General features: G+C 70.1%; 28 protein-coding genes, 1 tRNA gene and 1 pseudogene. 7 read left to right on the top strand and 23 right to left on the bottom strand.

The features are described from left to right. The first annotated feature begins 25 nt into the window (after positions 1–25). Entirely contained in the window at positions 26–991 is a 966-nt protein-coding gene (locus tag ACZ7OY_RS16220) for a helix-turn-helix transcriptional regulator (RefSeq protein ID WP_471911967.1), read from the top strand. Between the two features lie 14 nt (positions 992–1,005). On the opposite strand, the gene ACZ7OY_RS16215 is transcribed toward ACZ7OY_RS16220, so the two are convergent. Together ACZ7OY_RS16215 and ACZ7OY_RS16210 are read right to left on the bottom strand one after the other, a co-directional pair. After that, a complete protein-coding gene (locus ACZ7OY_RS16215) occupies positions 1,006–1,608 on the bottom strand; it encodes a TetR/AcrR family transcriptional regulator (protein WP_471912100.1) in 603 nt (200 codons plus the stop codon). Between the two features lie 624 nt (positions 1,609–2,232). Then, positions 2,233–3,231: a sigma-70 family RNA polymerase sigma factor gene (locus ACZ7OY_RS16210; protein WP_351614790.1), complete on the bottom strand. Its 999-nt coding sequence runs from the start codon at positions 3,229–3,231 to the stop codon at positions 2,233–2,235. Positions 3,232–3,430: 199 nt separating this feature from the next. On the opposite strand from ACZ7OY_RS16210, the pseudogene ACZ7OY_RS16205 reads away from it, so the two are divergent. Then, positions 3,431–3,691, top strand: a pseudogene (locus ACZ7OY_RS16205) (GNAT family N-acetyltransferase); the annotation flags it as partial. A 52-nt stretch (positions 3,692–3,743) separates the two neighbouring features. Here the strand turns inward: ACZ7OY_RS16205 and ACZ7OY_RS16200 are convergent. Continuing rightward, positions 3,744–4,535 carry a dioxygenase family protein gene (locus ACZ7OY_RS16200; protein WP_471911966.1) on the bottom strand — a complete coding sequence of 264 codons (792 nt, stop codon included), beginning with the start codon at positions 4,533–4,535 and terminating at the stop codon, positions 3,744–3,746. Between the two features lie 100 nt (positions 4,536–4,635). Here ACZ7OY_RS16200 and ACZ7OY_RS16195 point away from each other — a divergent pair, with 100 nt between their 5' ends. Beyond that, positions 4,636–5,166, top strand: coding sequence for a MarR family winged helix-turn-helix transcriptional regulator (locus tag ACZ7OY_RS16195; protein WP_471911965.1), 531 nt, complete (start codon positions 4,636–4,638; stop codon positions 5,164–5,166). A gap of 129 nt (positions 5,167–5,295) precedes the next feature. Here ACZ7OY_RS16195 and ACZ7OY_RS16190 read toward each other — a convergent pair whose 3' ends face one another. Both ACZ7OY_RS16190 and ACZ7OY_RS16185 read right to left on the bottom strand, forming a co-directional pair. After that, positions 5,296–6,831, bottom strand: a complete 1,536-nt coding sequence (locus ACZ7OY_RS16190) for an MFS transporter (RefSeq protein ID WP_471911964.1) — start codon at positions 6,829–6,831, stop codon at positions 5,296–5,298. A gap of 291 nt (positions 6,832–7,122) precedes the next feature. Continuing rightward, the gene (locus ACZ7OY_RS16185; RefSeq protein ID WP_471912099.1) at positions 7,123–7,767 is read right to left on the bottom strand and encodes a TetR/AcrR family transcriptional regulator; all 645 of its coding nucleotides are present in this window, start codon (positions 7,765–7,767) and stop codon (positions 7,123–7,125) included. 326 nt (positions 7,768–8,093) lie between these two features. Between ACZ7OY_RS16185 and ACZ7OY_RS16180 the strand changes: the two genes are divergently transcribed. The 3 genes from ACZ7OY_RS16180 to ACZ7OY_RS16170 all read left to right on the top strand — a co-directional run bounded on the left by ACZ7OY_RS16180 (position 8,094) and on the right by ACZ7OY_RS16170 (position 11,409). Next, positions 8,094–9,377 (top strand): M6 family metalloprotease domain-containing protein, encoded by a 1,284-nt coding sequence (locus ACZ7OY_RS16180; RefSeq protein WP_471911963.1) that lies wholly within the window; start codon positions 8,094–8,096, stop codon positions 9,375–9,377. 173 nt (positions 9,378–9,550) lie between these two features. Beyond that, entirely contained in the window at positions 9,551–11,269 is a 1,719-nt protein-coding gene (locus ACZ7OY_RS16175) for an IclR family transcriptional regulator domain-containing protein (RefSeq protein ID WP_471911962.1), read from the top strand. A gap of 64 nt (positions 11,270–11,333) precedes the next feature. Beyond that, positions 11,334–11,409 (top strand) — tRNA-Arg (locus tag ACZ7OY_RS16170). 73 nt (positions 11,410–11,482) lie between these two features. Here the strand turns inward: ACZ7OY_RS16170 and ACZ7OY_RS16165 are convergent. The 18 genes from ACZ7OY_RS16165 to ACZ7OY_RS16080 form a co-directional block, all read right to left on the bottom strand. After that, positions 11,483–12,127, bottom strand: coding sequence for a hypothetical protein (locus ACZ7OY_RS16165; RefSeq protein WP_471911961.1), 645 nt, complete (start codon positions 12,125–12,127; stop codon positions 11,483–11,485). Positions 12,128–12,282: 155 nt separating this feature from the next. Then, on the bottom strand, positions 12,283–12,597 hold the full coding sequence (locus ACZ7OY_RS16160) for a PadR family transcriptional regulator (protein WP_471911960.1): 315 nt from the start codon (positions 12,595–12,597) through the stop codon (positions 12,283–12,285). 117 nt (positions 12,598–12,714) lie between these two features. Continuing rightward, on the bottom strand, positions 12,715–13,860 hold the full coding sequence (locus ACZ7OY_RS16155) for a tyrosine-type recombinase/integrase (RefSeq protein WP_471911959.1): 1,146 nt from the start codon (positions 13,858–13,860) through the stop codon (positions 12,715–12,717). Continuing rightward, positions 13,860–14,057, bottom strand: a complete 198-nt coding sequence (locus ACZ7OY_RS16150) for a helix-turn-helix domain-containing protein (RefSeq protein ID WP_453817157.1) — start codon at positions 14,055–14,057, stop codon at positions 13,860–13,862. The genes ACZ7OY_RS16155 and ACZ7OY_RS16150 overlap by 1 nt, the downstream gene beginning before the upstream one ends. Positions 14,058–14,223: 166 nt before the next feature. Next, positions 14,224–15,453 (bottom strand): DUF3631 domain-containing protein, encoded by a 1,230-nt coding sequence (locus tag ACZ7OY_RS16145; RefSeq protein WP_471911958.1) that lies wholly within the window; start codon positions 15,451–15,453, stop codon positions 14,224–14,226. Next, positions 15,450–15,878: a hypothetical protein gene (locus ACZ7OY_RS16140; protein ID WP_471911957.1), complete on the bottom strand. Its 429-nt coding sequence runs from the start codon at positions 15,876–15,878 to the stop codon at positions 15,450–15,452. Before ACZ7OY_RS16140 ends, ACZ7OY_RS16145 begins: the two co-directional genes overlap by 4 nt. Beyond that, complete coding sequence (locus tag ACZ7OY_RS16135; protein WP_471911956.1) at positions 15,875–16,765, bottom strand: bifunctional DNA primase/polymerase; 891 nt, start codon at positions 16,763–16,765, stop codon at positions 15,875–15,877. The genes ACZ7OY_RS16140 and ACZ7OY_RS16135 overlap by 4 nt, the downstream gene beginning before the upstream one ends. Continuing rightward, a complete protein-coding gene (locus ACZ7OY_RS16130) occupies positions 16,762–17,490 on the bottom strand; it encodes a DNA methylase (RefSeq protein WP_471911955.1) in 729 nt (242 codons plus the stop codon). The genes ACZ7OY_RS16135 and ACZ7OY_RS16130 overlap by 4 nt, the downstream gene beginning before the upstream one ends. Next, positions 17,487–17,834, bottom strand: coding sequence for a hypothetical protein (locus ACZ7OY_RS16125; protein WP_471911954.1), 348 nt, complete (start codon positions 17,832–17,834; stop codon positions 17,487–17,489). The genes ACZ7OY_RS16130 and ACZ7OY_RS16125 overlap by 4 nt, the downstream gene beginning before the upstream one ends. 89 nt (positions 17,835–17,923) lie before the next feature. After that, complete coding sequence (locus ACZ7OY_RS16120; protein WP_471911953.1) at positions 17,924–18,238, bottom strand: hypothetical protein; 315 nt, start codon at positions 18,236–18,238, stop codon at positions 17,924–17,926. A gap of 219 nt (positions 18,239–18,457) precedes the next feature. Then, complete coding sequence (locus ACZ7OY_RS16115; RefSeq protein WP_471911952.1) at positions 18,458–20,578, bottom strand: FtsK/SpoIIIE domain-containing protein; 2,121 nt, start codon at positions 20,576–20,578, stop codon at positions 18,458–18,460. Position 20,579: 1 nt separating this feature from the next. Beyond that, positions 20,580–21,935 (bottom strand): hypothetical protein, encoded by a 1,356-nt coding sequence (locus ACZ7OY_RS16110; RefSeq protein ID WP_471911951.1) that lies wholly within the window; start codon positions 21,933–21,935, stop codon positions 20,580–20,582. Positions 21,936–22,227: 292 nt separating this feature from the next. After that, positions 22,228–22,614, bottom strand: a complete 387-nt coding sequence (locus ACZ7OY_RS16105; protein ID WP_471911950.1) for an RRQRL motif-containing zinc-binding protein — start codon at positions 22,612–22,614, stop codon at positions 22,228–22,230. After that, positions 22,614–23,516, bottom strand: a complete 903-nt coding sequence (locus tag ACZ7OY_RS16100) for a DUF2637 domain-containing protein (protein WP_471911949.1) — start codon at positions 23,514–23,516, stop codon at positions 22,614–22,616. Before ACZ7OY_RS16100 ends, ACZ7OY_RS16105 begins: the two co-directional genes overlap by 1 nt. Further along, positions 23,513–23,824 carry a hypothetical protein gene (locus ACZ7OY_RS16095; RefSeq protein WP_471911948.1) on the bottom strand — a complete coding sequence of 104 codons (312 nt, stop codon included), beginning with the start codon at positions 23,822–23,824 and terminating at the stop codon, positions 23,513–23,515. The genes ACZ7OY_RS16100 and ACZ7OY_RS16095 overlap by 4 nt, the downstream gene beginning before the upstream one ends. Further along, entirely contained in the window at positions 23,821–24,132 is a 312-nt protein-coding gene (locus ACZ7OY_RS16090; protein WP_471911947.1) for a hypothetical protein, read from the bottom strand. The genes ACZ7OY_RS16095 and ACZ7OY_RS16090 overlap by 4 nt, the downstream gene beginning before the upstream one ends. 87 nt (positions 24,133–24,219) lie before the next feature. Beyond that, positions 24,220–24,369, bottom strand: a complete 150-nt coding sequence (locus ACZ7OY_RS16085; RefSeq protein ID WP_471911946.1) for a hypothetical protein — start codon at positions 24,367–24,369, stop codon at positions 24,220–24,222. 632 nt (positions 24,370–25,001) lie between these two features. Then, positions 25,002–25,718: a GntR family transcriptional regulator gene (locus ACZ7OY_RS16080; RefSeq protein ID WP_471911945.1), complete on the bottom strand. Its 717-nt coding sequence runs from the start codon at positions 25,716–25,718 to the stop codon at positions 25,002–25,004. Positions 25,719–25,774: 56 nt separating this feature from the next. Here ACZ7OY_RS16080 and ACZ7OY_RS16075 point away from each other — a divergent pair, with 56 nt between their 5' ends. Next, the gene (locus ACZ7OY_RS16075; protein ID WP_471911944.1) at positions 25,775–26,623 is read left to right on the top strand and encodes a class I SAM-dependent methyltransferase; all 849 of its coding nucleotides are present in this window, start codon (positions 25,775–25,777) and stop codon (positions 26,621–26,623) included. The last annotated feature ends 42 nt before the right edge of the window (positions 26,624–26,665 follow it).

The raw sequence follows: 26,665 nt of genomic DNA, 5'->3' as shown, positions 1-26,665 counted from the left end.
CTAGTTGTACGGCATCCTCGCACGTATGACGACGGACACTCCGGCCCGGCTTCTCCAGCTCCTCTCCCTCCTCCAGACGCCCCGCGAGTGGCCCGGCGGCGAGCTCGCCGACCGGCTCGGGGTGTCCCGGCGCACGGTCCGGCGCGACATCGACCGGCTGCGCGAACTCGGCTATCCCGTGCAGGCGAGCAAGGGCGCCGACGGCGGCTACCGGCTGGTCGCGGGCAAGGCGATGCCGCCGCTCGTGCTCGACGACGAGGAGGCGGTGGCGATCGCGGTGGGGCTGCGCGCGGGCGCCGGGCACGCGCTGGAGGGCGTCGACGAGGCATCGGTGCGGGCGCTGGCCAAGCTGGAGCAGGTGCTGCCGTCCCGGCTGCGCCACCGGGTGGCCACCCTCCAGGCCGCGACCACTCCGCTGACCAGCGGGGACGGTGCGACCATCGCGCCCGAGACGCTGACCGTCATCGCCTCGACGGTGGCCGGGGGCGAGCGGCTGCGGTTCGCCTACCGGGCCGCGGACGGCACCGGGTCCCGGCGGCTCACCGAGCCCTACCGGCTGGTGTCGACGGGACGGCGCTGGTACCTGGTCGCGTACGACCTCGACCGTGCCGACTGGCGTACGTTCCGGGTCGACCGGGTGAGCGAGCCGGTCGCGACGGGAGCGCGGTTCGCCGCGCGGGAGCTGCCCACCGGGAGCGCGGCGGAATACCTGCGCCGGTCGATCCGGCGGCGGCAGGAGACGTACGCCTTCGAGGCCGTCTTCGCCGCGCCGCCCGAGGCCGTCGCGGCGAAGCTGCCGGCCTGGTTCGCCCCGCCGGAGCCGACGGAGACGGACGGCTGCCGGGTGCGGGGCACGACCGGCGATCCGATGGAGTGGCTGGCGATGCGGCTGGCGGTCCTGGGGTACGAGTTCGAGGTCCGCGAACCGGCGGAACTGGCGGCATTCGTGCGAGAGCTGGGCGGACGCCTGGTCCGGGCCGGGGGCGGGTGAGCCACCGCCCGTCCTTACCGCACGTCCTCCCAGGAGAAGCCGCGCAGCACCGTGAGGTTGCCCAGCGCCAGTGCCGCCGGTCCCTCCGCCGAGGCCGGCGCCGCGTTCCCCGCCGCCCAGACCTCGACCGCCACGCGGACCGCGGCACTCGCGGTGGCGGCGGCGAAACGCAGTCTCGGGGACGCGGTGAGCCGGATGGCAACGATGTCGTCGCCCTGGGCCAGCCGTCGCGCCAGGATCTCCGTCAGCTCGCTCTCCGCGTCGTGGCAGACCTCCGCCCACACCTTCCGCAGGGCCGGGCCGTCCTCGGCCAGCCGGATCAGGGTCCGGGCCCACTCCCAGGAGACCGCCGACACCCCGGCGCCCGGGGTCAGCGTCGCGCGCACCGCGTGTTCGAGGGCCTGCGGCAGCGACAGCCCGGCCGGGGCCTCGCGTACCGCTTCCGCCCAGTGCCGCGCGCCCGCCGCGTACAGGGGGGCGACGGCCTCTTCCTTGGTGGCGAAGTAGCGGTAGAACGTGCGCGGGGCGATCCCGGCGGCCTGGGCGATGTCCTCGGCGCGGGTGGCGCGCAGCCCGCGTGTCGCGAAGAGGCGTGCCGCCGCACGGGCGATCTCCATCCGCGTCGCCGCCTTGCGTCGCTCGGTCAGCGAGAGAGCGGACGAAGCGGTGGAGGAGCCGGCGGAAGCGGAACGAGCGGAGAGGGACGAACCGGAGGAGGCGGGCGGAGCTGGTACAGGGGTGGTACTCACGTTCGGCAGGCTATGCCCATGTGGCACAATCTGCCATTCGGCGGGCCACCCCGGAGTTCAGGTACGGGGTGCCCCGCCTTTCCAGCGTGCGCACATCCGGAAGCCGTCGAGCGGGCGCGCGTCCGGCGGCTTCCCACCGGAGGCGTCCGGCCGCTTCCCCTGGAGGGGACGAGCCGGGCTCCGGCACCCGGGGGGATGGGCGCCGAAGCCCGACTCTGGGAAAGTCCCGGCGCCGGGGGGGGATTGCGTCGGGACATGGCTCATCGGCGCGAGGACAGGCCCCCGGGCCGCCCCGCGGGGCCCGAACTCCCGTGCCCGGGAGTCTTGTTCCCGGGGCCCTGCGGGTTGAAGCGGCGATACGTCGCCATGTTTGCGCGGGCTTTCGCCACCCGGCGTACGACCCCAGCGCATGGCCCTGGGCGCCCACATCCGGTGAACGCCCCAGCATGCGCCGGGCGGTGCATACGCCGGCAGGCGAAGGCCCGCACCGCGTCACGCCGCCGCGTCGAACCCGGTGTCGCGCGCCAGCTTCTTCAGTTCGAGGAGCGCGTGCTTCTCGATCTGACGGATGCGTTCGCGCGTCAGGCCGTGCTCCTTGCCGACCTCGGTGAGCGTGCGCTCGCGCCCGTCCTCGATGCCGTAACGCATCTTGATGATGGAGGCCGTGCGCTGGTCGAGACGGCCGATCAGGCCGTCCAGCTCCTCGCTGCGCAGCAGCGTGAGGACGGACTGCTCCGGGGACACGGCCGAGGTGTCCTCCAGGAGATCACCGAACTGGGTGTCGCCGTCGTCGTCCACCGACATGTTCAGCGAGACCGGGTCACGGGCCCAGTCGAGCACGTCGATGACACGCTCCGGCGTCGAACCGAGCTCGGCGGCGATCTCCGCGGGCTCCGGCTCACGGCCGTTCTCACGGTTGAACTCGCGCTGCACACGCCGGATCCGGCCCAGCTCCTCCACCAGGTGGACGGGGAGCCGGATGGTGCGGGACTGGTCCGCTATCGAGCGCGTGATCGCCTGACGGATCCACCAGGTCGCGTACGTCGAGAACTTGAAGCCCTTGCGGTAGTCGAACTTCTCGACCGCGCGCACCAGACCGGCGTTGCCTTCCTGGATCAGGTCGAGCAGGGGCAGACCGCTGCGCGGGTAACGTCGCGCGACGGCGACGACCAGCCGGAGGTTGGAACGGATGAAGACGTCCTTGGCCCGTTCCCCGGCGGCGTCCAGCGCCTCCAGCTCCTCACGGGTGGCGTCCGTGTCGGACTCCGCCTCACCGTCGAGGACCTGCCGCGCGAACACACCCGCTTCGATGGTCTGGGACAGGTCGACTTCCTTGGCTGCGTCGAGCAGCGGTGTGCGCGCGATCTCGTCGAGATACATGCCGACCAGGTCGCGGTCGGCGATCTCGCCGCCATGGGTGCGAACACTGCTTGCCGCGTCGGCCGTCTCGCCGGTGGCGGACTTACGACGGGCGACGGCACGGGTTGCCATGCGTGCTCCCTTGCGATGGTGGGTGCGGATGGTCCTTCGAACGCCTGACACCGCGCCCGGGACTCTCGCGGCTTTCTCCGGACTCTGCTCGGGTGCCCTGCATCCGATGGAAACAACGACTGGAATCAGGACAGAATTCCCAACCCGTCACCCTATTTTTCTGATCATGCAGTACCCTGTGCCGCCACGAAGGGGACCGATGTCGTCGGAACGTACAGAAGTCCAGGTCAGGCCAGGAATCGAGAGTGATCTCGAAGCCCTCACGCCCCTCTGTGACCACTGCGTACGCGAGACGCCCATCACGTTCGATACCGCTGTCTTCACTCCGGAAGAGCGCCGCCTTTGGCTGCCCTCCCACCCTGAAGACGGTCCACACCGCCCGATGGTTGCCACGGAGACGGCCCCGAAAGGGATCTCACAGGAGATTCCGGATTACGCCGCCTCCAGCCCCCACCGCCCGACGGACCTCCGACCGCATCGCACGGGTGCGGTCGAACCCGCACCGCACAGGTTCAGCCGAACTGCACCGACCGCTTCGCCATGCCCAGCCAGAACCCGTCGATCACGGACCGCTGGTCGTCCAGCTCGCCGGCCACCTCCGCCGCGCCCATGGTCACGAACAGCGGGGCGAAGTGCTCGGTGCGCGGGTGGGCGTAACGGCCCGCCGGTGCCTTGTGGAGGAAGTCCAGCAGGGCGTCCCAGTCCCGCGCCTCCAGCGCCCGCCGGCCCCAGTCGTCGAACTCGGACGACCAGGTGGGCACCCCCGGGCCGGTGTGCCGCAGCGCGGCGAGGTTGTGGGTGAAGAAGCCGGAGCCGACGATCAGCACGCCCTCGTCGCGCAGCGGGGCGAGCCTGCGGCCGATCTCCATCAGCCGCACCGGGTCGAGGGTCGGCAGGGAGACCTGAAGGACCGGGATGTCGGCGTCCGGGAACATCTCCGCCAGCGGGACGTAGGCGCCGTGGTCGAGACCCCGGTCCGGGATGTCCTGCACGGGGGTGCCGGGGGCGCGCAGCAGCTTACGGACCGACTCGGCGAGCCCAGGGGCGCCGGGTGCCTCGTACGTCACCTGGTAGTAGTGCTCCGGGAAGCCCCAGAAGTCGTAGACGAGCGGCACGGTCCGGGTGGCGCCGAGAGCCAGCGGGGCTTCCTCCCAGTGGGCGGAGACCATGAGGATCGCCTTGGGCCGCGGCAGGTCGGCGGACCAGGCGGCGAGCTGACCGGGCCAGACCGGGTCGTCCGCGAGCGGCGGGGCGCCGTGGCTGAGGTAGAGGGCGGGCATGCGCTCCTGGGCGGCGGCGGACATGGCGGCGGCTCCTCCGATGCTTGAACTCTAAAGCTATCTGCCGTCCAGGCTAACCCCGCTTTGTTTAAATTTCAAGGACAACTCTCGTACAGTGGAGTACATGAACACGGCATCCGCGGCGCCCCCCGCCCCCTCCGCACCCGCCGACGAGCCCCAGTGGCTCACTCCCGAGGAGCAGCACGTCTGGCGCTCCTATCTGCACGCCACCACGCTGCTGGAGGACCACCTCGACCGCCAGCTCCAGCGCGACGCGGGCATGCCGCACATCTACTACGGGCTGGTCGTCACGCTCGCCGAGGCGCCGGGGCGCCGGCTGCGGATGACCGAGCTGGCCAAGAAGGCGAAGATCACCCGCTCCCGCCTCTCCCACGCGATCGCCCGCCTGGAGAAGAGCGGCTGGGTCCGGCGCGAGGACTGTCCCTCCGACAAGCGGGGCCAGTTCGCGGTGCTCACGCACGCGGGACTGGAGGTGCTGCGGCGCACCGCGCCGGGCCATGTGACGGCCGTACGGCAGGCGCTGTTCGACCGGCTGAGCCCGGAACAGCAGAAGTCCCTCGGCGAGATCATGAAGATCGTCGCCGAGGGACTCCAGCCGAACGAAGCAGGTGCGGACCTGCCCTGGCAGCGCTGAGCGGCCGGCTCCAAAGGCTCGCGCGGCGCCCGGCTCACACCGCCGGGGCGGGCCCACGGGCGTGCGGACGAGACGTCCCCTTCCTCGTCCGCACGCGGGGCCCGAAGTGGTACGACGGGTCGGGCGCCGTCAGTGGGCGATCACCGGAACCGGCACCTCGTCCTCGGCACCCTCACCGCTGCCGCTCACCACGGTGGAGCCGGGACGGCCGGCGTTGACCAGGGTGAAGGCGATGGTCGCGGAGACCACCAGGATGCCGACGGCGAACCAGATGGCGCTGGTGTAGCCGTGCACCATGCCCTCCAGCTGGACCAGCTGCTGCTGCGGCTTGGACCCGGCGGAGGCGATGTGGTCCTTGACGTAGGACGTGGTGGCCGAGGCGGCGATCGTGTTCAGCAGGGCCGTGCCGATCGCGCCGCCCACCTGCTGCGAGGTGTTGACCATCGCGGAGGCGACACCGGCGTCCCGCGCCTCGACGCCCTGGGTGGCCAGGGACATGGCCGGCATGAACGCCGTACCCATGCCGAGACCGAGCAGCAGCTGGGCCGGCAGGAGCAGGCCCGCGTACGAGGAGCCGATCTCCATCTGGGTCAGGATCAGCATGCCGAGCGCGGCGGTCAGGAAGCCGGGGCCCATGAGCAGCCGCGGCGGGACACGGGTCATCAGGCGGGCGCCGATCTGGGTGGAGCCCGTGATCATGCCCACGATCATCGGCAGGAAGGCGAAGCCGGTCTTGACCGGCGAGAAGCCCTTCACGACCTGGAGGTAGTAGGTCAGGAAGAGGAACAGGCCGAACATCGCGATGACCGCGAGGCCGAGCGAGAGGTAGACGCCGCCGCGGTTGCGGTCGGTGACCACGCGCAGGGGCAGCAGCGGGGCCTTGACCTTGGCCTCGACGAACACGAAGGACGCGAGCAGCACGGCCGCGGCGACGAACAGGCCGATCGTGACCGAGTTGCTCCAGCCGTCGGACTCGGCGCGGGTGAAGCCGTAGACGAGGGAGACCAGGCCCAGGGTGGACAGCAGGACGCCCGGGATGTCGAGCGGCGAGCGGTTGCGGCCGCCGGCCGGCTCACGGATGACGAAGTACGCGCCCGCGGCGGCGACCACCGCGAACGGGATGTTCACGAAGAACGTCCAGCGCCAGTCCAGGTACTCGGTGAGGAAGCCGCCCAGGATCAGACCGACGGCGCCGCCACCACCGGCGATGGCACCGTAGATGCCGAACGCCTTGGCGCGCTCCTTGGCGTCGACGAACATCACCGCGAGCAGGGAGAGCGCGGCGGGCGCGAGCAGCGCGCCGAAGGCACCCTGGAGGGCGCGGGCGCCGAGCAGCATGCCCTCGCTCTGCGCGGCACCGCCGAGGGCCGACGCGGTCGCGAAGCCGATCAGGCCGGTGACGAAGGTGCGCTTGCGGCCCCAGATGTCGGCGATCCGGCCGCCGAAGAGCAGCAGACCGCCGAAGGCCAGCGCGTAGGCGGTGATGACCCACTGGCGGTTGCCGTCGGAGATGCCCAGGTCCTGCTGGGCGGAGGGCAGCGCGATGTTCACGATGGTCGCGTCGAGGACGACCATCAGCTGGGCGAGCGCGATGAAGGCCAGCGCTTTCCAGCGGTTGGCGTGTGCGTCGGTCGCGTCGACGACGCGCCGGGCTGTTTCAGACATGGGGGTACCCACTTCGGGACTTCGTGATGGAAAAAGGCAAGGAAAAGGGACGGACTGTCTGCACTGCTGCGTCAGACGGTCTTCAGATCAACGGTCTACGGGGCTACGGTCTACGGTCTTCAGGTCAACGGACCGCGGACCGGCGAGGTACGCGAGGTGTCGGCATCGTCGCCGCTGTCCCGCTGTCGCTATGGCATCGGTGTCGCTATGGCATCGGTGTCGCTCTGGGCATCGGTGTCGCTATGGCATCGGTGTCGCTGTGGCATCGGTGTCGCTGCCGGTGCAGCCGGCTCAGGCTTGGCGCAGATCCTCCAGAGTCACGGCGGCGCCCGGCAGGACGGAGCGGGCCGGGGCCCGCAGACCGTCCAGGAACATTTGCAGATGGCGGTGGACGAAGCGGTCGACGTTGAGGCATCCCGTACCGGCCGGAGGCCGGCTGAGCTGGGCCACGGCGACCATCAGATCGCCGACGCCCACGTCGGTACGGAGCTGCCCGGCCGCCCTGGCCCGGTCCATGACCTCCTCGATGACCCCTTCGGCCCGCTGCCGCGCGGCCTCCAGGTCGGGGTGGTGCTCGTCGAACGTGCTGGAGACCATCGGGCACAGCGCGCCGATCCGCTCGTCGGCGGCGGCGTGCACGAAGCGCTCCAGCGCCGCGAACGCGTCGCCGGTCTCGGCGAGCGCGATCTCACCGGCCCGTACCGTACGGTCCATCACCGAACAGACGACCTCGCGGACGAGGGCGTCCCGATCGGGGAAGTTCCGGTACAGCGTGGCATTGCCGAGCCCGGCGCGGCGGGCGATGTCGTCGAGCGGCACGTCCGGCCCGAACTCCACGAACATCTCCCGGGCCGCCGCGACGATCCGCTCCCGGTTGCGCAGCGCGTCGGCGCGGGGCCGGGTGTGCCTGCGCTGCACGGGGGTCGCGGTCTGCACGGCATGCTCCATCGGTCGAAGGTGACTGCGATCCGGGGAAGGTCTCCCCGTTTCGCGCGAACACAGGTCTAAACGGGGAAACGGTCCCCGGATATTTCCCGCTTCCGAAGAGTTTTCATGTGACCTGAGTCACATGCCCTTCGATCGCTCCGCACCCGCGCCCGCCACCCGCACCCCATGTGGCCGCCATCACGGCCCATAGGTGCGTCTACCGGCGAGAAACCCACGATCGGCCTCTCCAGCGCGCGCGTGTCGGTCCACCGAATCAGGGTGATCGCAAGGGTGCAGCCTGGTTCCGGCGGCTGCCTGGAGCGAAGGGCACACGCATGCAGCCGCAGCCGCCCCGCCGTCGGATACGCCCGCACCGGGTGGCTGCTCTAGCGTCCGTGACCGCCCTGACCTTCGCGCTCAGCACGGCGGGCACCGGTCACCTCACCCCCTCCACTCCGGCCGGGGCGGGCCCGATATCCCTGGCCCGCGTCCCCGCCGCCCTCGGCCCGTGCATGATCAGCGGGGACAGGGCCATCCAGATGTCGGAGGGCGTCCCGACCATCAGCGGCTACTCCCGCTCCACCGGCACCGTCCACGCCCTGACCCTGATGGTCGACTTCTCCGACGCGCCGGGCCAGGGCAGCGCGATGGACCGCTTCCACGAGTTCTTCCCGCAGACCCAGAAGTGGTTCCGCACCAGTTCCTACGGCCGCCTCGACTACCGTCCCGAGACACCGATCACCCACTGGCTGCGCATGCCCAAGCCGTTCAAGGCGTACGGGATAGAGCGCGGCGCGCCGTTCGACCCCGGCTACCGCGACCTGGTCCAGGACATAGTGTCGAGCGCCGACCCGCACGTCGACTTCCGCTCGTACGACCTGCTGAACGTACTGGTGACCCCCAACGCCGGCCCCTCCGCCCTGGACACCGTCCTGTCGGTGACCTTCGCCGGCAACAAGGACGCGCCGGTCGCGGACGGCGTCCCGGTCGCCAACGCCTCCTTCGTCTACTCCCGCCAGGACGACGGCTCCGGCTCCTACGACCGCACCGGGTACCGCGTCCTGCCCCACGAGAACGGCCATGTCTTCGGCCTGCCCGACCTCTACACCCAGGAGGGCGGGGGCGCGGTCGGCCACTGGGACATCATGAGCGAGGACTGGGGGGCCGACAACGACCTGCTCGGCTGGCACAAGTGGAAGCTGGGCTGGCTGGACGTCTCCCAGGTCAGCTGCGCGGCGCACCACGGCACGAACGAGTACGAGCTGACACCGCTGGCGCGCACGGGCGGCCCGAAACTCGTCTTCGTCCCCCTCGACCGGCGCAGCGGCTACGCCGTCGAGCTGCGCACCCACGAGGGCAACGACGAGGCGGTCTGCCGGCCGGGCGTACTGATCTACCGGATCGACGCGTCGGTCGACACCGGCATGGGGCCGGTCACGGTGTACGACTCCCGGCGCGACTCCGGCGGCTGCACCCGCAGCCCGAACGTCCAGGCCGAACTCTCCGACGCCCCCTTCGTCCCCGGCGAGGTCTTCAAGGACGCCAAGCACGGCATCCAGATCGCGATCGCGTCGGCGGACCTGGCGGGGCACTACCGGATACGGGTGACACGGCAGTAGAACCTGTACTCGGAGCACTCGGAGTCCGCACCGCGCCGCCCCCGGCCTGCGCACCACGACGCCCGCACCACCCATGACGGCCCGGCAGGTGTCCCGGGCCCGCCCGGGAGGCACTCGACCACACCGGACCGGGGCTACGGTGGGCCTGCCGCGAACGCCGTACCGGAGAACCGATGCCCGCGAACCCCAGGACCGAGGCCCACGGGGCCACCGGCACCGAAGCAGTCCCCCGCACCGGCGCCGACCCGGCCGCCGACGCCGCCGTACCCGCAGAAGCCGTGACCCCGTTGCTGCGGGGCGTCGCGGTGCTGCGGCGGCTGACGGAGGCGGGCGGGACGCTCAGCCCGAGCGACCTGGAACGCGCCACCGGCCTCGCCCGCTCCACGGTCGACCGGATCACGGCCACTCTGGCCCGCATGGGCTACGTCCGCCTCGACGGACGCGACGTGGTCCTCGCCCCCCGGGTGATGGAACTGGGCAACGCCTACCTGGCGGCGCTGCGGCTGCCCGCCCTGCTCGACGCCCGCGCCGACCGGCTGGCCGACGAACTGGACGAGTCCGTCTCCCTGGCGGTGGCCGACCACGACGGCATCCGCTTCATCCACCAGGCCACCCGCCGCCGCGCGATGTCCCTGAGCTTCCGCATCGGCGACCTGCTCCCGGCCGAACGCACCGCGCCGGGCGCGCTGTTCGCCACGGAGTGGGACGCGGCGGACCGCCGGCGCCGGCACGAACGCCGGGCGGCGGACCCGGAGGACCGCGCCTTCCCGACCGTACCGCCGCGCTCGCCCGCCGCCCCGGACGACTTCGAACAGCGCACCGCACAAGCCCGTGCGGACGGCTGGGCCCTGGACGACCAGCTGATCGAACCGGGCCTGGTGGCGATCTCCGTCCCGGTACGCGACCCGCACACCGGAAGGATCGCCTGCGCGGCGAGCGTGGTCAGCCACACCAGCCGGCACACCGCGACGGACCTGCGCGACAGGCTCCTGCCCCGGCTGCGCACGGCGGTGGCGGCGATGGAGGACGACCTGCGCACCGCGCCCGCACCGGCACCCGGACCGGCCCCGGCGGGCCTGGCGACCTGGACGGGTGCGTCGAAACAGGAACTGGGCCGGGACTTCGTCGAATCGCTGGCCCGCGGCCTGACCGTACTGACCGCCTTCGGCGAGGGCCGCGCCCGCCTGACGCTGACGGAGGTGGCGAAGGTGACGGGCCTGGCGCGGGCCACGGCCCGGCGGGCGCTGATCACCTACGAGCACCTGGGCCTGGTGACGGCGAACGCCGACCGCACCTTCGCCCTCACCCCCCGGGTCCTGTCGCTCGGCTTCCCGCCCCTGTCGCGTACGTCGCTCCCCCGCATCGCCCGGCCGCACATGGCCGAACTGGCCCGCCGCGTCCACGAGTCGACGTCCCTGGCGGTGCTGACCGCCACCGGCACGGAGATCCAGTACACGGCCCGGGTGGCCACCAGCCACGTCATGAGCGTGGACATCACGGTGGGGACGCGGCTGCCCGCGTACGCGACGTCGATGGGCCGCGTCCTGCTGGCGGACGTGCCGGAGCCGGAGCGCGCCCCGGACACCCTGCGCCCCCTCACCGCCCGGACGGTCACCGACCCGGCGCTCGTCGCCCGCACCCTGGCCGAGACCCGCGCGCAGGGCTACGCCATGGTCGACGAGGAACTGGAGGAGGGCCTGCGCTCGCTCTCGGTCCCGGTCCGCGACCGGGCCGGCCGGGTCGTCGCCGCCCTGAACACGGCGACACACGTGGCCCGCCGCACGGTGGACCAGTGTCTGCACGATCTCCTGCCCGAACTGACCGCGACGGCCCACCGCATCGAGGCCGACCTCCAGGTGGCAGGCCACTTCACCCGCATCCCCGTGGCCTGACCCCACACCCCCACCCAACAGATCCGGTACGCTGACGCCTGTGGCCCTGCACGGCCACGATCACGCCTTCGTAGCTCAGGGGATAGAGCACCGCTCTCCTAAAGCGGGTGTCGCAGGTTCGAATCCTGCCGGGGGCACCAGGCAAAACGGCCCGGACCAACTTCGGTCCGGGCCGTTTTGACGGCAACCTTTGACGGCAGTCACGCGTTTCAGTTACTGGTCGACGGGGTCACTCTCCGGTGTCGCCAGCTCAATGCCTCGGACGCGGCGGAGCCAGCGCGCCAGAGCGAACAGCGAAGCGCCAGCGATACCGCAGGGCTCCCATACGTCGGTCACCAGCGCAGTCAGTCCGCCATCACCCACGATGTAAATAGCCTGGACGCCCACCACCGAAGTGATTGACGCGTTGGTACGCGACGAGGTGCGCAGGATCCAGTCCACCGGCCTCCACGCCGGACGGACGGCATCACTCGCACGCATCCGGAGTGCCGCGAGCAGGAATCCCAGGGCTAGCAGGAACTGCTGACGCCCCGAGAAGGAGACGCCATCTTCGGGAGAGCCAACGAGGATGGCTGCCCATTCCTGATACAGGTGAGACCTCCGGGGCCCCGACAGCCAAGCAGCCAGGTTTGTCGCCCGGTGTGCCGCTCGCGTTGGCACAAGGTGCCGTCCACGTGTCACCTGGTCGCGACGCGTTACTGCGACACTCTCCAGTGCGCGATTCGCTAGTTCCATAATCGCCGGAACGACGGCGTTCCGGTCACCCGTCACGATCCGTTGGACGACGGATCGATCTATGTCGACTTTGCGAATAATCAACCACAAGTCGCCACCAAGTTCGACTTCCTCGAAGGTCACTACTTCACTGCCGCGATGAAAGTTATACAGAGATGGCGTTAGCCGTTCACTCGCGTACGCGGCAAGGCCGCGCCCTAGCTCGGCCTGCCTGGCATCGTCTAGCGCACGCATCTCTTCCGTGCAGCCGTCGGCAAACGAAACTCGGAGGTACGCACTCACACCGCACCGCCGGAGAGGCCGAGCCCAAACCGACGCACTCTGCGCGCTTCTAGAGCCGCCATCGCCTGCTGACGGCCCGTTCCAGTTAGTTCGTAGAATCGGCGTGCGGGCCGGCCAGGGTGAGGTCCAGTCTCTTCGTAACTGGTGACCCATCCGCGCTCGGCGAGGCGGTCGAGCAGAGGGTAAACGGTGCCGGGGCCCAGGTCGGCGTCCCGGCAAATACTCAGACCCCAGGCCGGACTACCGCTCGCTGCGGACAGTAGCGCTTCCAGGACGGCGATCGTCGGCTTGGTAAGCCGAATATTCGTCATGACACCAGTGAAGCATGTATCGAGTACGAAATACGGGCGTATATCGAGTACGCCAGATAACGTAGGTGGGACAGGCGTCTGCCCCACCTACGCGATGCCGTTCCTGTAAATGAGGTCTCAGGCAGCCGGAATGCGGCGCTTGAGAAGCCGATCCATGTGGCTGATCGCCTCACGCTGGGTGTCGTGCACGACGTGTGTGTAGACGTCCATCGTGATGCTGATCTGACTGTGTCCGAGGATCTCCATGATGACCCGCGGGGCGACCCCGGCCGCAGTCAGCAGCGTTGCGCAGCCGTGCCGTGTGTCGTGCAGCCGGACCACCCGGATCCCAGCGTCAGCGGCGATCCGGGTAAACGACCGGTAGACGTTCCGCGGCTCTACCGGTCGGCCGTTCCTCGTCGCGAAGACGTGGCCGCTCTCGGTCCACGTAACCCCAGTGCCTGCGAACGCCTCCCTCTGGCGCAGTCGGTGCCACCGCAGCGGCGCAAGGCAAAGGGCGGGCATCGGGACCACTCGCATGCGACGGCTTTTGGGGTCGTCGTCGTAGAGCGTGCCTCTGCGTCGCTGCGTCTGCTGTCGAACGTGCAGTACCCGGTTGTCCAGGTCGAGGTCCGACCAGCGCAGTCCAACCAGTTCACCGCGGCGCAGTCCCATTGCGACGGCGAGCACGAATGCGGCGTACAGGGGGTCGCTCCGTGCTGCCTCCAGGAACGAGAGGGTCTCCTCCAGCGTCCAGGGGCGGATCTCCCGCTGCTTCACGCGCGGGGGCTCGACCAGTGCAGCGACATTGCGGGCGATCAGTTCTTCCCGAACGGCTGCTGTGAGCGCCGTCCGGAGCACGCGGTGCGCTTCCTTCGCGGTCGCTGCCGTCTGGACAGCTTGCAGTCGAGTGATGAAGCGTCGCACGTCGGCGACGCTTAGGGTCTCCAGCCGCTTCGTACCCAGCAGAGGGACAAGGTAGAGGCGCACGTGAGTCTCGTACTTGTCGTAGGTACTGAGCTTGCGGCGCGGCTCGACATAGTGCTGGAGCCAGTACGGCAGCCACTCGGAGAGCTTCGCGGACCGCGTCGGCGTCGGGATCCCCTGACGATCGCGCAGGACCAACTCCTGACGCTTGGTGTCGCACTCCTCCCAGGTGGCGCCGTAGACGGTTTTGCGCTTGCGGGTACCGTCCGGCTGCGGGACGTACACGCGGGCTTCGTAGCGGCCATCCTTGCGCTGCCAGATGCTGCCGGCGCCGTTCGGATTCCTCTTGCGTGCCATCAGGCAGCTTCCTCCAACTGGTCATCGATAAAGGCTCGGAGTGCGTCGGCGGGCACTCGGCGACACCGGCCGATCTTGATGCTCTTTAACTGGCGCGAGCGGATGAGGTCGTAGACCTTGAAGCGACTGAGGCTCAGTGCCTCCATCACCTGTGGAACGGTGAGCGCTTGGTGAGTAGTGGGCAGGGCGGAACTCACTGCGGCCTCCCAAACGGGCTGCTGGCTTCCTTCTGACGGATCCGCCACGTCCGCCACGCCGACACATCGCAGGTCAGGGCCTTGATCATGTGGCGGATAGCGGTTTTGTGGCGGATAGGTGCCGCCACACCCGACAGATGTGGCGGCACTGGAAGATCCGGTCTGGTCAGCCGACGAGGACGGGCTGCGTGGCGGGTCCCGCAGACATGTGGCGGATGGCTGTGGCGCTATCCGCCACGGATTCACCCCCGCTGACCTGCGGTGTGGCGGACGTGGCGGACGTGGCGGATTCTCCGAGGGGCAGAGGGCAGTACCGCAGCCACGCGTCGGCGAGGTCTTCCGCGTAGTAGCCCTTGGGGAACCCTGAGGGGGTACGGATGCCACGCGACTTGATCGGCTTGTTGGCCGCGGTGACGTACTGCCCCAACAGTCGGCCCAAAGTACGTGAGTTGATCGGCTTGTCGTCCAGATCGCCCCAGGGGCCGTCGTCCATGCGGAGCAGGCATTCGATGATCACGGCGGTGGGCATGCGGTCCGCGCCGCAGAACACCTTGTCCCGCAGATCGGTCAACAGCCTGATGCCGATCGAGGATTCGTCGTTGTCGTGGGCTGCGCTGATCAGTTCCACGCAGGCGACCCGCGCCCGTGCCGGCCAGTCGCCCCCGGCCGCGTCCGCGACGGCAAGCAGAGGCTCCCACACGTCTGCGGGCCGGTCAGTGACCCCTTCGGGCATCTCGGGCCACGCGTCCGCCACCCGCTCGCGCACCGTGTCAGCCCATTTGGCGAGCCGGTCCCGCAGGGCGTGGCCCTGCTTCTCGTGGGTGCGCTGCCGGTAAGGCTCCACCTTCTCGTTCGGGGCGCGCTTGCGCATGCGGACGATGACCGAGCGCGTGAGCACGGTGTCTGGCAGGGATCCGAGCCCGGCCATGGCGACGGCGCAGTAGGAGCCGAAGATCTGCGCGTTCTGGTTCGAGCCGTCCCCCACGCACCGCAGGGCGCCACCGCTGCGCCGGTAGCCAGCGTTCAGGAAGCCCCGAAGCGCCTCATCGGCCCCCGCTTTCGGACCGAAGATCGTGTCCACCTCATCGAACAGCACCGTGGGAAGGCCAGCCGAGGAGTCGACCAGCCGGTAGAGCGCGTTCGCGGAGGCGGACACGGTCGTCATGGGGCGGGGGGTGAGGAGTTCCACGATCTCCAGCGCGCGGGACTTGCCCGATCCTGGCTCCGGGGACAGGAACGCGATCCGCGGTGTGGTCTCGAAGCACTCGATCAAGTGGGCGTGCGCGTCCCACAAGGTGACGGCAACATAGGCGGCTTCGCGAGGAAATACGTTGAAGCGGCGGTGGAAGGCTTCCACCTCGTCGAGCAGCGCGGCCCCGTCGATGATCTCGCTCATGAGGCGGCCCTCCTTTCGGGCAGGAACGCGGGAGTTCCCGCGCAGGCGGTCTTGTGGTCGGCGTACTCCGCGGCGAGAGCGGCCACTTTCGGGGCGCCGCGGGCGGTGCCGGTCTGCCCGCAGGCGCAGGCGTAGGCGGCGGTTGGGGTGTCGCCGTGCTGTTTCCACCAGCGGGCTCGGTCGTCGTGGGAGCGGTAGAGCGGTGGGGCGTAGATGCGGATGCCGGGCTGCTCCGGGGTGGGATCGCTGCTGTGGCGCGCGTGGGTGTCGGGGAATCGCTTCGAGCGAGGAAGAGCAGTGGGGACGCCTTCGGCGACGTACTTTCGGGCGCCTACGGCCAGCCGTTCCGGGGCCGGTTGGGCGGTGTGCGGGCCGGTGGGGGCTGTCTGTTGGCCTTCCAAGGGGGGAGCGGGTGGGGTGCTCATGCCGCGTCCCGGGGTCGGGCTTTGCGCAGGGAGCTGTCCAGGGCGCTGCGGATCGTGGCGCGGCACTCGGCAGCGGTGAGCCCGCGCGTCTCCCCCGCCGCTTGGAAGGCTTCCTCCACCACATGCCGCGGGATGTCGCCCCACGCGACGAAGCGCCCCACCTTGAAAGCGGACCGGTTGAGCGTGATGTTGCCCGCCCCCTCCGGCGCCGCCACCACAGCCCGGCACTCCTGCTCCAGAGCAGCGGTGGCGGCGCGGCTGCCGCTGATCGTCGGCCACGCGAACGACGCAGCCGGTTGGGGCGCCGGCGATTGCAGTAAGCGCAGCAGCCACGCGGGCAGTGCCGCCGGGGCGGTGTCGGTGGTGACCGTGTAGGCGCCGGCCGGTGTGGTGCTGCCCGGGGCGACGACGTAGCCACCCCATGCGCGGGTGTCGACCAGCGGTGCGAGGCTGCCCGCCGTGTTGCCCAGCCGGGCACTCGCCGGCGCGGCGAAGAACAGATGCTCCCCGCCGCTCGCGGTCCGCGTCCGGTAGGTGGTGGGGACGGTGTGTCCGGTGCGCTCGCAGAGCGCCCCGAAGGTCGCCGCGCCGCAAGGCGCGTCCGCATTGCTGTTGTCCTTCGGCATGTCGAGATCCACCACCACCAGCCCGGAGGGGCCGGTGGCGATCCCGACGTTGAACGGACCGTGGGACCAGGTGGCGCGGATGCGGTCCGGGTCGATGGTGGCCCGCTGCTCCCACTTACGGTGCCCGCTCTCGCAGGCCCCGGTACGGGTGCAGGAGGCTTCCCCGTGCAGCGCCGGCCGCTTCGTGCCGGGCCGGAGGGGGAAGACGTGCCACCCACGCTCAACAGCCGTCAGGGCCGCGTTCAGCAGGCCTGTGCTCATGCGGCCACCCCCAGCACGTGGGAGGTGAGGAAGGCACGGCCGATGAACTCGGTGTAGGCGGGCGGGATCGCTTCGGTCAGTTCCTCGCGAACGTCCGTCCACGTGATGCCCATCGCGGCTTGCAACTCCGGGACCGTGGGCTTGCCCCCGCCGTTGCCGTACGCGGCAACATACGGACCGTCGTAGAACTGGCCGTGGCGGTAGCCGCGGACGCGACCCCGGTGCGGGACGTGCGCCGGCTGCTCGATCGTCCAGCCGCCCAACTCGAAGTTGCGGTGCCGGATGACTCCCAGCCCGAACATCTCACCGCACAGTGTGAGGTCTTTGCGGATGTCCGCGCGGCCGTTCGGCTGCTCGATCACGTACGGCAGACCGGTTCGGTCGAGCAGAGCGCGAGTGGGGGCGACCAGGTCCACATGGGTGCCGCCCCATCCCTGTGAGGCGTTCGTGCCCACGGTCAGCGTGCACTTGCCCTGGCAGGGCGGGGAAGCGTGCACGAACGCGTACCGGCGGATCTCCCCCGAATCGATCAGATCGGCGAGGTAGGCGAGCGCGTCGCCCTGGTGGTAGGGGAAGGGGTAGTTCGGGCGGGCGACGGTGTCGCATCCGTCCACCTCGAACCCTGCTCCTTCGAGCCCGCTTCCGGCGCCGCCGGCGCACGAGTAGAGATCCAGCGCTCGCGGTCGTACGGCGTGCACTCGCAGGGCGAGGTTCGGGCGCGTCATGCGGTCGCCCCCGTGTCCGCCCACAGGCTGAGGATGCGGTGGTTGTAGCCGTTCAGGGCAGCGCTGATGGCTTCCGGGTCGCCGGTGCGCAGCGCGGCCAGGTAGGCGACGGTTTCGGGATTGGGTCCGGGGGGCTCGATGCCGTCCAGGTCGCGGGTGAGGGTGTGCAACAGGGACCAGGTCAGGTACGGGTCCAGGGCCATGCGGTGTTCGATCAGGATGAGTGGCGGGCCCACGGTGAGCAGGACCAGGACGGTGCTGCCATCCGGCGCCGGCTCGGTGCGGACCAGGGTCACACGGTCGGCGCCTTCCGGTACTCGCGGCATGTCGGTGCGATCGGTCATGCTGAATGTCTCCAGTTCCTTTGACGGATGCTGGTGAGCAAGGGCGGCCCCGCGGCTTTGGCGAGACGGAGGGGCCGCCCTTGGCGTAGCTAGCGGTCCTTGGTGCCGAAGAGCTTGAGGGTGATACCGCCGACGCCGACGGGTCCGGCGGCGCCGGCGATGACGGTGAAGGTGTGGGCGGCCGCGTCGAGCAGGAAGCAGATCGCGGCGACCAGTCCCCAGGTGCCGGCGACGATCGCGCCGGCGATGGCGAACGGGACGACGATCCGGCGCAGCGTGATCGCGTTCTCGTTCGCGGCTGCCGGGGCGATGATCACGACCGGCTGTCCGGTCGCCTGCGCGCGGTTCCAGGCGTCGGCGGGTATGTGCGGGGCGATGTTCCCCGGCGGGTGGTTGTGGTCCATGGCGGGCTCCTTTTGGGTGCGCCGCGGGCCTGCGCCATGAGGTGGCGCGGGCCCGTGCGGTGGGTGGTTGCTTGTCGCGTGGCTTGTCGTCTCTCTTGTCGTGCGGCTTGTCGCTTGTCTTGTCTTGTCGCTTGTCGCCTCCCAGGTCACAAGCCGTTTCTGTGCCCTGGGGACCCGCTTGCATGGCTGCTGCCCGGGCGGTGGCGACAAGTGACAAGGTCAGCTTTCGGGCGCCGTTCCTGGAGCGTTGTCGCAGTGGACGTAGCGAGCCTTGGTGCCCTCCCCGACGCGGACCGCGGTGCCGTCGGTGACCCAGTCCTTGAGCCAGCCGACGACGGTCTGTCGGGTGGTGCCGTAGGTGTCGGTGAGTGCGCGGGCGATCGCGGACGCTCCCGTGCCCTCGGTCCCCGCAGCGAGCAGCAGGGCGAGCGCGGCCCGCTGTGCGGGGCTGTCCTGCTCCGGTGTGCGGTTGAGGGCGGACAGGTTCAGCCCGCCCGGCGCGGGCGGCTCTACGTCGCCGGTGTGTGGTTCCGGGGTGGTGGCGAACTGGGCGTCGATCTGTTCTCGGAAGCGCCGCAGCATCTCGTCTTCCTGCGACGGCGCTTGAGGCTCGCTGCGTAGTGCGGACAGGTTCAGCCCCGCCCCAGACGGACCGGCCTCTGCATCCGTGACGGTGTCGGGGGTGAGGTCGCGCATCCACGCGGTCCGCTCAGCGTCCCACCGCCGTGCATATACGGGGCCGGCGGCAGTGGCGGAGATGTCGTCCAGCCGGGGGTGCCGTTCGGAGGTCGCGGCGGTGATCTCCCGGATCTGGTTGGGCAGGATCCGCCACGCCTTGAACAACGCGCCGGGCGACTGCGGAGTGCCCATGAACCCGGCGCCCTGATAGGGGGCTTGGTCCACACGCAGGCCACGCCGGCCGGGGAACATCTTCCCGAGGTCCATGCCCTCGGTCTCACCGCCGGTGAGGGCGACGCGCACCTTGGCTTCGCGGCGGATCATCAAGTTGCCCAGCACGTTCCCCGTGGCCCCGAGGGCAGTCAGGACGGTGCGGATGCCCATGGCGCGCAGCATGCGGATGACTTCGAGGATCTTCTTGGCGAGTTCCTTCATCTGCCGGTCGGTGCTGACCAGGATCTCCGCGCCCTCGTCGATGACCAGCATGATCTGCGGGATCTTCGCGCTGACTGGCAGCACGTCTGTGTTCGCCTTGGCCAGGACGTTCTGGTAGGCCTTTTTGCGGTGCAGGCCGATGGCAAGCGCCGTATCGAGCATCGCGAGGGCTTCCTCATGGGTGCCAGCGAGCCAGTCGATCCCGGGCCGCACGGGCTTGCTGTCCTCCCGCTCGATCTCCCCGTTCAGCGCCGGCAGTACCCAGGGCAGACCGGCGGATCCGGCGTTTAGGTCGATCACCCACGTCAGGACGTCCTCGGCGCGGGCGAACCCGGCCAGGATCGTGTGGACCATGTTGGTCTTGCCCGACCCGGTCGGGCCGACAACCAGCGCACACTGCTCACGCAGGTAGACCGGGACCAGCGCTCCGTTCGTGCGCAACCCCCACGGGATCCCCGTCAGGACCGAGACCGGCCCATAGTTCGAGGGGTAGGGGCACTCGTCCTGAAGGACGTTGACGGTGGTGACGTCCAGGACGGTGCGGCCCTGGTGGATGCCGGGTCCGGCGGTGGCGGTGCAGCCGTGCGGCAGCTTGGCATCCGCGGACAGGGCCACCGTGTGTTGGGCGATGCGGTCGTAGGTGATGCCGCCCTGAGGTTCGAGGTCGAGGGAGTAACCGGCTCCGGTCTCCCACTTCTCCACCCCGAGCACGCGGACGGTGATGTGGCAGATCCGCTGGATCCGCTCGATCCACTCCGCAGCGATCGCCCGGCGCTCCGCGGACAGCTCCCGCGCAATCTCCCGCCGCTCCGCCGCTAGAGCCTCTTCCTCCCGCGCTTCCTCGAACAGGGCGGCAGAGCGAGCCGCGGCACCGATGCCGACGCCGATCGTGGCGAGCGAGCCGAGGGCGGCCCAGGTGAGGGGGCCGTGGGTCATGGCCCAGGTGGTCCAGCCCGCGCCGACGAGCCAGGACGCGGCGCGGGTGGCGAGGGTGCGGCCGGCGTTGCGGACCCGGATCCCGGCGACGGTGTGACTCAGGGCTCCGGCCGCGCCGACGGCGAGCGCCCAGCCCGGGGGCATGGCGGTGGCGGCGCCGGTGGTGGCGACGGCGAAGGCTCCGGTGGTGGCGGACAGGGCGCCGGTCACGGGTCCGTGACCGGCCGCCCAGTCCAGCACCGGGCCACTGCCCTGCTGCTGCTTGCTTCTGGCGGTGGCGGTGCTGCTCATCTCAGACGTTCCAGCCCTTCTCGGCCTGCGGGCCGTTGCGGGGGTCCTCGTGCCGGGCGATGTCCTGGGCGTGGACCTGACGGAACAGCGGGCCCATGTCCTCGGCGACCGCGACGGCGCTCATCAGGGCACCGAAGATGTCGTTGAAGCCGTCCGCGATCTCCTTCTCCAGCGGAAACTCACTGTCGGAGCGCTCCGCGAGGATCTTCATCACGTTCGCCACCGACGTGAGGGCGGCCGGGAGGCCTTCGACCATGGCCAGGATCTCCATGGCGTTCTCGGGGTCGTAGGAGTGGGCGGCTTCCTCCATCTCGGAAGCGGCCTCCTCGAACCGGAAACCGGACACGTTCTCTCCTTCACTCACAGGGACGTTCGTGCTGGCCGGGACCACCGCCGCAGGTCGCTGGACATCGCCAGCGATGCCCTCGGTGCCATCGGTGGCGGCCTCTGCATCCGCGGCAGCTTCCTGCTCCCGCTGCTCCTCGCGGATCGCGGCATCGCGCCCGTGGCGCTGCTCGCGGGCGACACCGACCAGTCGCCGGTACAAGCGCCGCCCGGGGTGGATCAGCCACGGAAGGTTGAGCTTCCGGCCGATCGGCGAGGTGATCAGACCGAGCAGGCCGATGGGGAGGGCGAGCAGTGCGGCAAGCAGGCGCCGGCCGTGGAAGCGGGCTGCGGACCTGCGCAACGCCTGCCGTGCCGCCCTTCGCGCGGGCGCCTTGCGCACGGCAGCGCGCTGCGTGGCGACCGTGGCGCCGGCCTTACGGTCGCGCCGGGCACGGTTCCTGGCGATCGCCGCATCCCGCGCCACGCGAGCCTTACGGGCCGTGCCCCCGAGCAGCCGCCCGGCGACACCGCCCTTGCGGCCGGCACGACCGGTCAGGCTCACGCCGTTGCCGGTGTTCTTGGCGTTGCGGCGGGCATCGGCGACCGCGCGACGCGCCGCTACGGTCTGCGCCCGCTGCCCGGCACGGAATCCGGCCGCGGCCTGGTGCGCACCGCGCAGCGCCCGCACCTGACCGACACGCCCCGCAGCCTTCCCACCACCGGCATGCTGCTTGTGTGCGCCGTGACCGTGCTTGCTCAGGGACAAGCCTGCGGTGCTGCCGTGCCGGGTGACAGTACCGGCGCCGCGGCGGTGCTGACTCGGCACCCGACCAGAGCCGTTGCCGCCCCGACCGGAACGAGAACCGTGCGAACGCCCCGCAACTCCGCCGCGGTGCAGTCCTGCCGTATGAGCGGTGGCCCGTCCAGCATTGCGTGCGGCGGCGCGCCGGGCATCGCGACGCTTGTTGGGGGTGCGGGAGCGGGTAACCGCGACGGTGCCGAGAACGACGGCTCCGGTCGCGGCGACCATGGCGGCGATGGGGCCGCCCGTGAGGGATGCAGCGGCGACCAGCCCGATGGTGCTGTTCGCTCCGGACAGGGCGAGCGGGACGACCGGCCAACCGCCCGGCGTGTGCTCGACCTCCTTCACGTCCTGCGCGGTGCTGCTCTGCGGGCCGGGGGTCGGGGGCGGTGGCGCGGTGGAGGCCGGTTCGACGGCTACCGGCTCAGTGCTGAGTTCCGTCATGCTGAGAGCACTCCTTAAGGGGAGTAGGGCCCGGCCGGGGCTGTAGGAGGCGTTTGGCCGGGCCTGTCAACAGGGCTTATGCGGCGCACTGTTCGCCGTTGGGGTAGGCGCAGGGCACGCACGTACCGAGTGACGACGGGATGACGTACCCGGCATCCAGCCGGCACTGCGGGCAGGTGCGGCGGGCGAGCATCGCCAGGGCGAGAGCGCCCCACTTGCGCGACGTCATCGACCGCACGGGCTTCGCCAGGTCCTCGCGGTACAGGTAGGCGATGCGGGGCGAGTTGCGGCGCCGGTTGATCACCATGAGCTGAGCCGCGACCGGCTGTCCGCCGGGCCGTAAGCCGCGGGCGCGGAGCTGTCGGCGGGTGGCGTAGCCGTCAGGGGCCATCCGCCACGGGTAGGTCGGTATGCCGTAGCGGGCGCCGGTGGGGTCGAAGCATTCGCTGTAGGCGGTCGACATCAGATCGCCGCCTCAGCGCGCAGCGCGCCGGGGAAGTCGGCAAGGTACGGCTCACGGGTCTTGACCCGGCCGCGCGCCGTGCGGGCCGTCGACTGCGACATCCCCAGCCCCGCCGCATCCATCGCCAGGATCATGCGGGTCGTGCTCGGCTGCGTGAAGTCCGTCCCGTACAGGGCCCGCACCAACTGATCGACCCGGTTGGAGTAGACGACCGGCATGCACAGGTCGACGGCCGTCGACCGCGTCTCAACGACGACCGACTCAGCATCGACGGGCGTCGAAGCCTGCTCTACGCCGACCGGCAGCGCCACCCGCTCCGACACTCCAGCCGACTCAACGGCCGGGAGAGCGGACGGTGTGGCGGGCGGGCGGTCGACGCTCACGGTGACGGGCGTCGACGGGGCGTCGACGCCCAGGGGTGGGGTGGTGACACCCGTCGAAGCACGGCGGGCGAGGTAGGCGTGCACCTGCCGCATCAACGCCCCGAACGCCAGCAGCGCGGCCACCGGCGGCACCGCCGCAACCACGTAATCCAGGGCGTTGGCGTCCTTGCCGACCCCGGCCACGTTCAGCGCGATGGAAGCGCCGTCGCCTGCGGTGACCAGCAGGATTGCCCACCAGTCGACCTTGTGGGCGAGCGAGGCACGCAGGATCAGCAGCTCACCGATCACGATGAACAGATCCACCGTGGCCGGCCAGGCCCACGACCGAGCCACCGCCTCGGCCATGCCGTGCTGCGCGGCGACTTCCTGCAAGTGCTCGTACGACAGCCAGAACGCCACCGCGGTCAGCACCACCGTGAGCACCGACGCAATTCCGGTGATGGCGTTGTCCACATTGACGGGCGTCGACACGCCTTCGACGGGCGACGAAACCGTGTTGACGTAGGCCGGGGCGCTCATGCCGCACCCGCTTCCACCGCGGCCGGCTCGAAGGCGGCGTAGACGTGGAAGTCGATGCCGTAGGCGCTCGCGTCGAACTTCAGCGACACCCTTTCACCGGCCCGCGTGACGCGAACCAGTGCCGCGTCGACGCCCAGCGCCTCTCGCCAGGCTTCCACTGCGCCGGGGCTGTCGAGTTGAACATCCAACTCCTGCGGCAAATGGCGGTTGACGGTGATGTGGGCGGCCGGCAGATGCGGGTGCCCGACGGCCAGACCGGCCAGGCCGGCGATAGCGGCCGCCTGCGCGGCCAGGGTCTCGGCACTCACGCGGCCACCCCCGAAGCGGCCGTGCAGCCCGCGCCGCGGCGACCGTTGGACCGGCGACGCGAGCGCCGTACGGCCGGCTGCAACTTCAGCGGACTCGTCCGCAGCAGCGTCGCCGCGTAGGCGGCGGCCAGCGGGTCCGTGACGCGGAGCTCCGCGAGGACCTCGCGCGCCACGTCCAGCCGCGCCGCCCGGTCCTGCTCGGACTCATTCACCGCCGGGCCGGCGAACAGCTCCCGGTCGATACCGAACGCCAGCTCAGCGAACTCGGCCGCCGTAACGGCCTCATGACCAGCAACGATGCACTTCATGGGTCGTGTCTCCTAGCTTGGTACGGCCCAAAGCGCCCCCGGAGCTGCAACTCCGGGGGCGCGCCGTATCGGATGTGTGGGTCAGCGCTACTCCGGCTTGCGGCCGTGGGTGGCGTCCAGCTCCGCAGCGGCATCCCTGCACTTGCCGGACGCGATGCGGTCGTAGACACGCTGGGACTTCTTCACGGCTTTGGGGCTGGTCAGGTCGGTCGACTGTTGCGACTTCTTGCCGAACATGCGGTTCTCCTGACGTGTCGTGGGTGCGGGCCTGACCGGACGGTTCCGGCCCCGGCTCCCTGCCACCCCGCCCGTACGGCTGAAGAACCGGACGGGCGAGGGACGCAGCCGGCCGTAGCGCTGCACGCTGCGGCGGCGAGATCGGCTTCACCGGCTCGCCGTTGCGTGGCGAACCGGTCCCGAGCCGGTGTCGGGCGCGTCATCGTTGCTGCTCTGACGCCAGCAGGGCGGCGCACACGGGGTGGCATTCGACGGGCTGACCTCCAGTGATGGAGGGATGATCCCGAGGTTGTTCTCCAGAGCCGGTGTGCAGGGAAGTGGCCGCCGGCGACTTGACCCGGTCGCCACGGGGGCGGGGACTCTCACCCCGCCGGTCTAGACACGCTGTTGAGTTCTGAAGGAACGGTCAGATCGGGGCCCCAACTGCACGAGCTATCCCGAGCCGGAACGCGAGCGCCCCCCGCCAGGGGCGAAGTGGTGCCGCATGAACAGACTGGACCGGTGGACCGGTCCAGTCAAGCGATGAAAATCGAGTTGAGAGATGACGGGCTGGATAGTGGCAGGTCAGAAGACGTGACGGAGCGTCAAAAAAGCTGGACCGGCGGACCGGTCCAGCTCGTTTCAATTGGCGACTACATGGCGTATGTGTCGATCTGTTCGAAAAGCGAAGAGGGTGTGACCCCTTCCTCGCAGACCAACGGGCGGCCTTCCGCGTCGTGGGCCGTATGGAGGAGCACGGCGACCGCTGTTGCCGACGGGACGCCCAGGCGTTCTGCCTCGACTTCTGTCGCGAGGCGCACCGTGGTGATGTCCACTCCTTCGACTGGGAACCGTCCAGTCTGCCGACGGACGTACCGTGTCGTGCCTTCGGCGATGGGAGCCGTATCGGCGAGGCGTGGTGCTGCCTCGGCGACCTCCGGGGGGAACCAGGCTTCCACGCAGCTATTCGGGGTCCCGTCCGGGAGTTGAAGGACGCGGACGCGTCGGAGCGCTGTCACCCCAGGTGAGATGCCGAGCGCGACTGCGACACGGGCGGGGGGCTCCGCCCAGTCGGGTGCGCCGATGCGCAGAAATGGCATCCCGCCCAGGATGCGCGCCGATCCTGCTCGGCGGGCGCCGGCGGGGCGCGCGACGGGCGTCTCGGTGACAACGAAGCCGGTGCCCTGCTTGGCGACGACCACACCGTCGTTGCGGAGCACGTCCACTGCCTTGATGGCGGTCGCCCGCGACACGTCCCACTGCTCAGCCAGGTCACGGCCGGACGGGATGGTGGCCCCGGGGGCAAACTCACCAGCGGCGATGCGGGCGCGAAGGGACTCAGCGATCTCTTCGTACTTCAGAACAGCCATGGCTTCCCCTATTTCGCACACTGGACTGGTCCACCGGTACACACGATACTGCGACCATGTCGAATCTCGAATTGGCTCCCTCCGTGATGCGGTTCTATGGCGAGACAGTGAACGAGGACAGCCGCCTGCGGAGCTCGGCAGACGGACGCATGGAGCTGGTCAGGACGCAAGAGCTCCTCCGACGCTTCTTGCCTCCCGCGCCGGCCCGCGTACTCGACGTGGGAGGAGCGACCGGGATTCATGCTGAGTGGCTGGTGAAAGACGGCTACGACGTCACTCTGGTGGACCCCGTGCCCCGCCACGTCGAAAGCGCGTCGGCCTTGTGCTCGGCGTTCGTGGGTGACGCTCGCGCTCTGCGGCAGCCAGACAGCAGCTTCGACGTGGTGCAGCTCCTTGGGCCGCTCTACCACCTTCCGGACCCCAACGATCGGGCTAAAGCTCTGTCGGAAGCCTTGCGAGTGGTGAAGCCGGGCGGGCTGGTCGCTGCGGCTGCGATCAACCGCTATGCGTCACTCTTCGAGCACGTCACGTACGCCCACCTGCATACCGAACGGATTCATGACTCCGTCTCCAAGATTCTTGAGACGGCTGTCTACGACGGTGCAAGAGGCTTCGCCCTGTCTTACTTCCACCGCGCCGAAGAGCTTGTGGCGGAGTTGGAGGCTTCTGGGCTGAGCGACGTCCAGGTCTTCGGGATCGAGGGGCCTGCCTGGTCACTCGTGAAGGCGGCCGAACAGCAGCCGGGCGAAGGTCCCACGGATGAACTGATCGCCTCTGCTCTGGACGCAGCACGCATGGCGGAGCCGTACCCGGAGCTGCTCGCGGCCAGCTCGCACCTGCTGGCCGTTGGCAGGGCTCCCGCTGGTATCGACGGTGGCAAACCCCGAGAGACAGGCGCGGCCTGACCAAAAACCATCCGCGCCGCTACAGGACCGCGGGGAGGACGA

The sequence above is a fragment of the Streptomyces sp. NPDC107559 genome, assembly GCF_055657365.1.
This window is presented reverse-complemented; position numbering and strand designations above follow the sequence as displayed.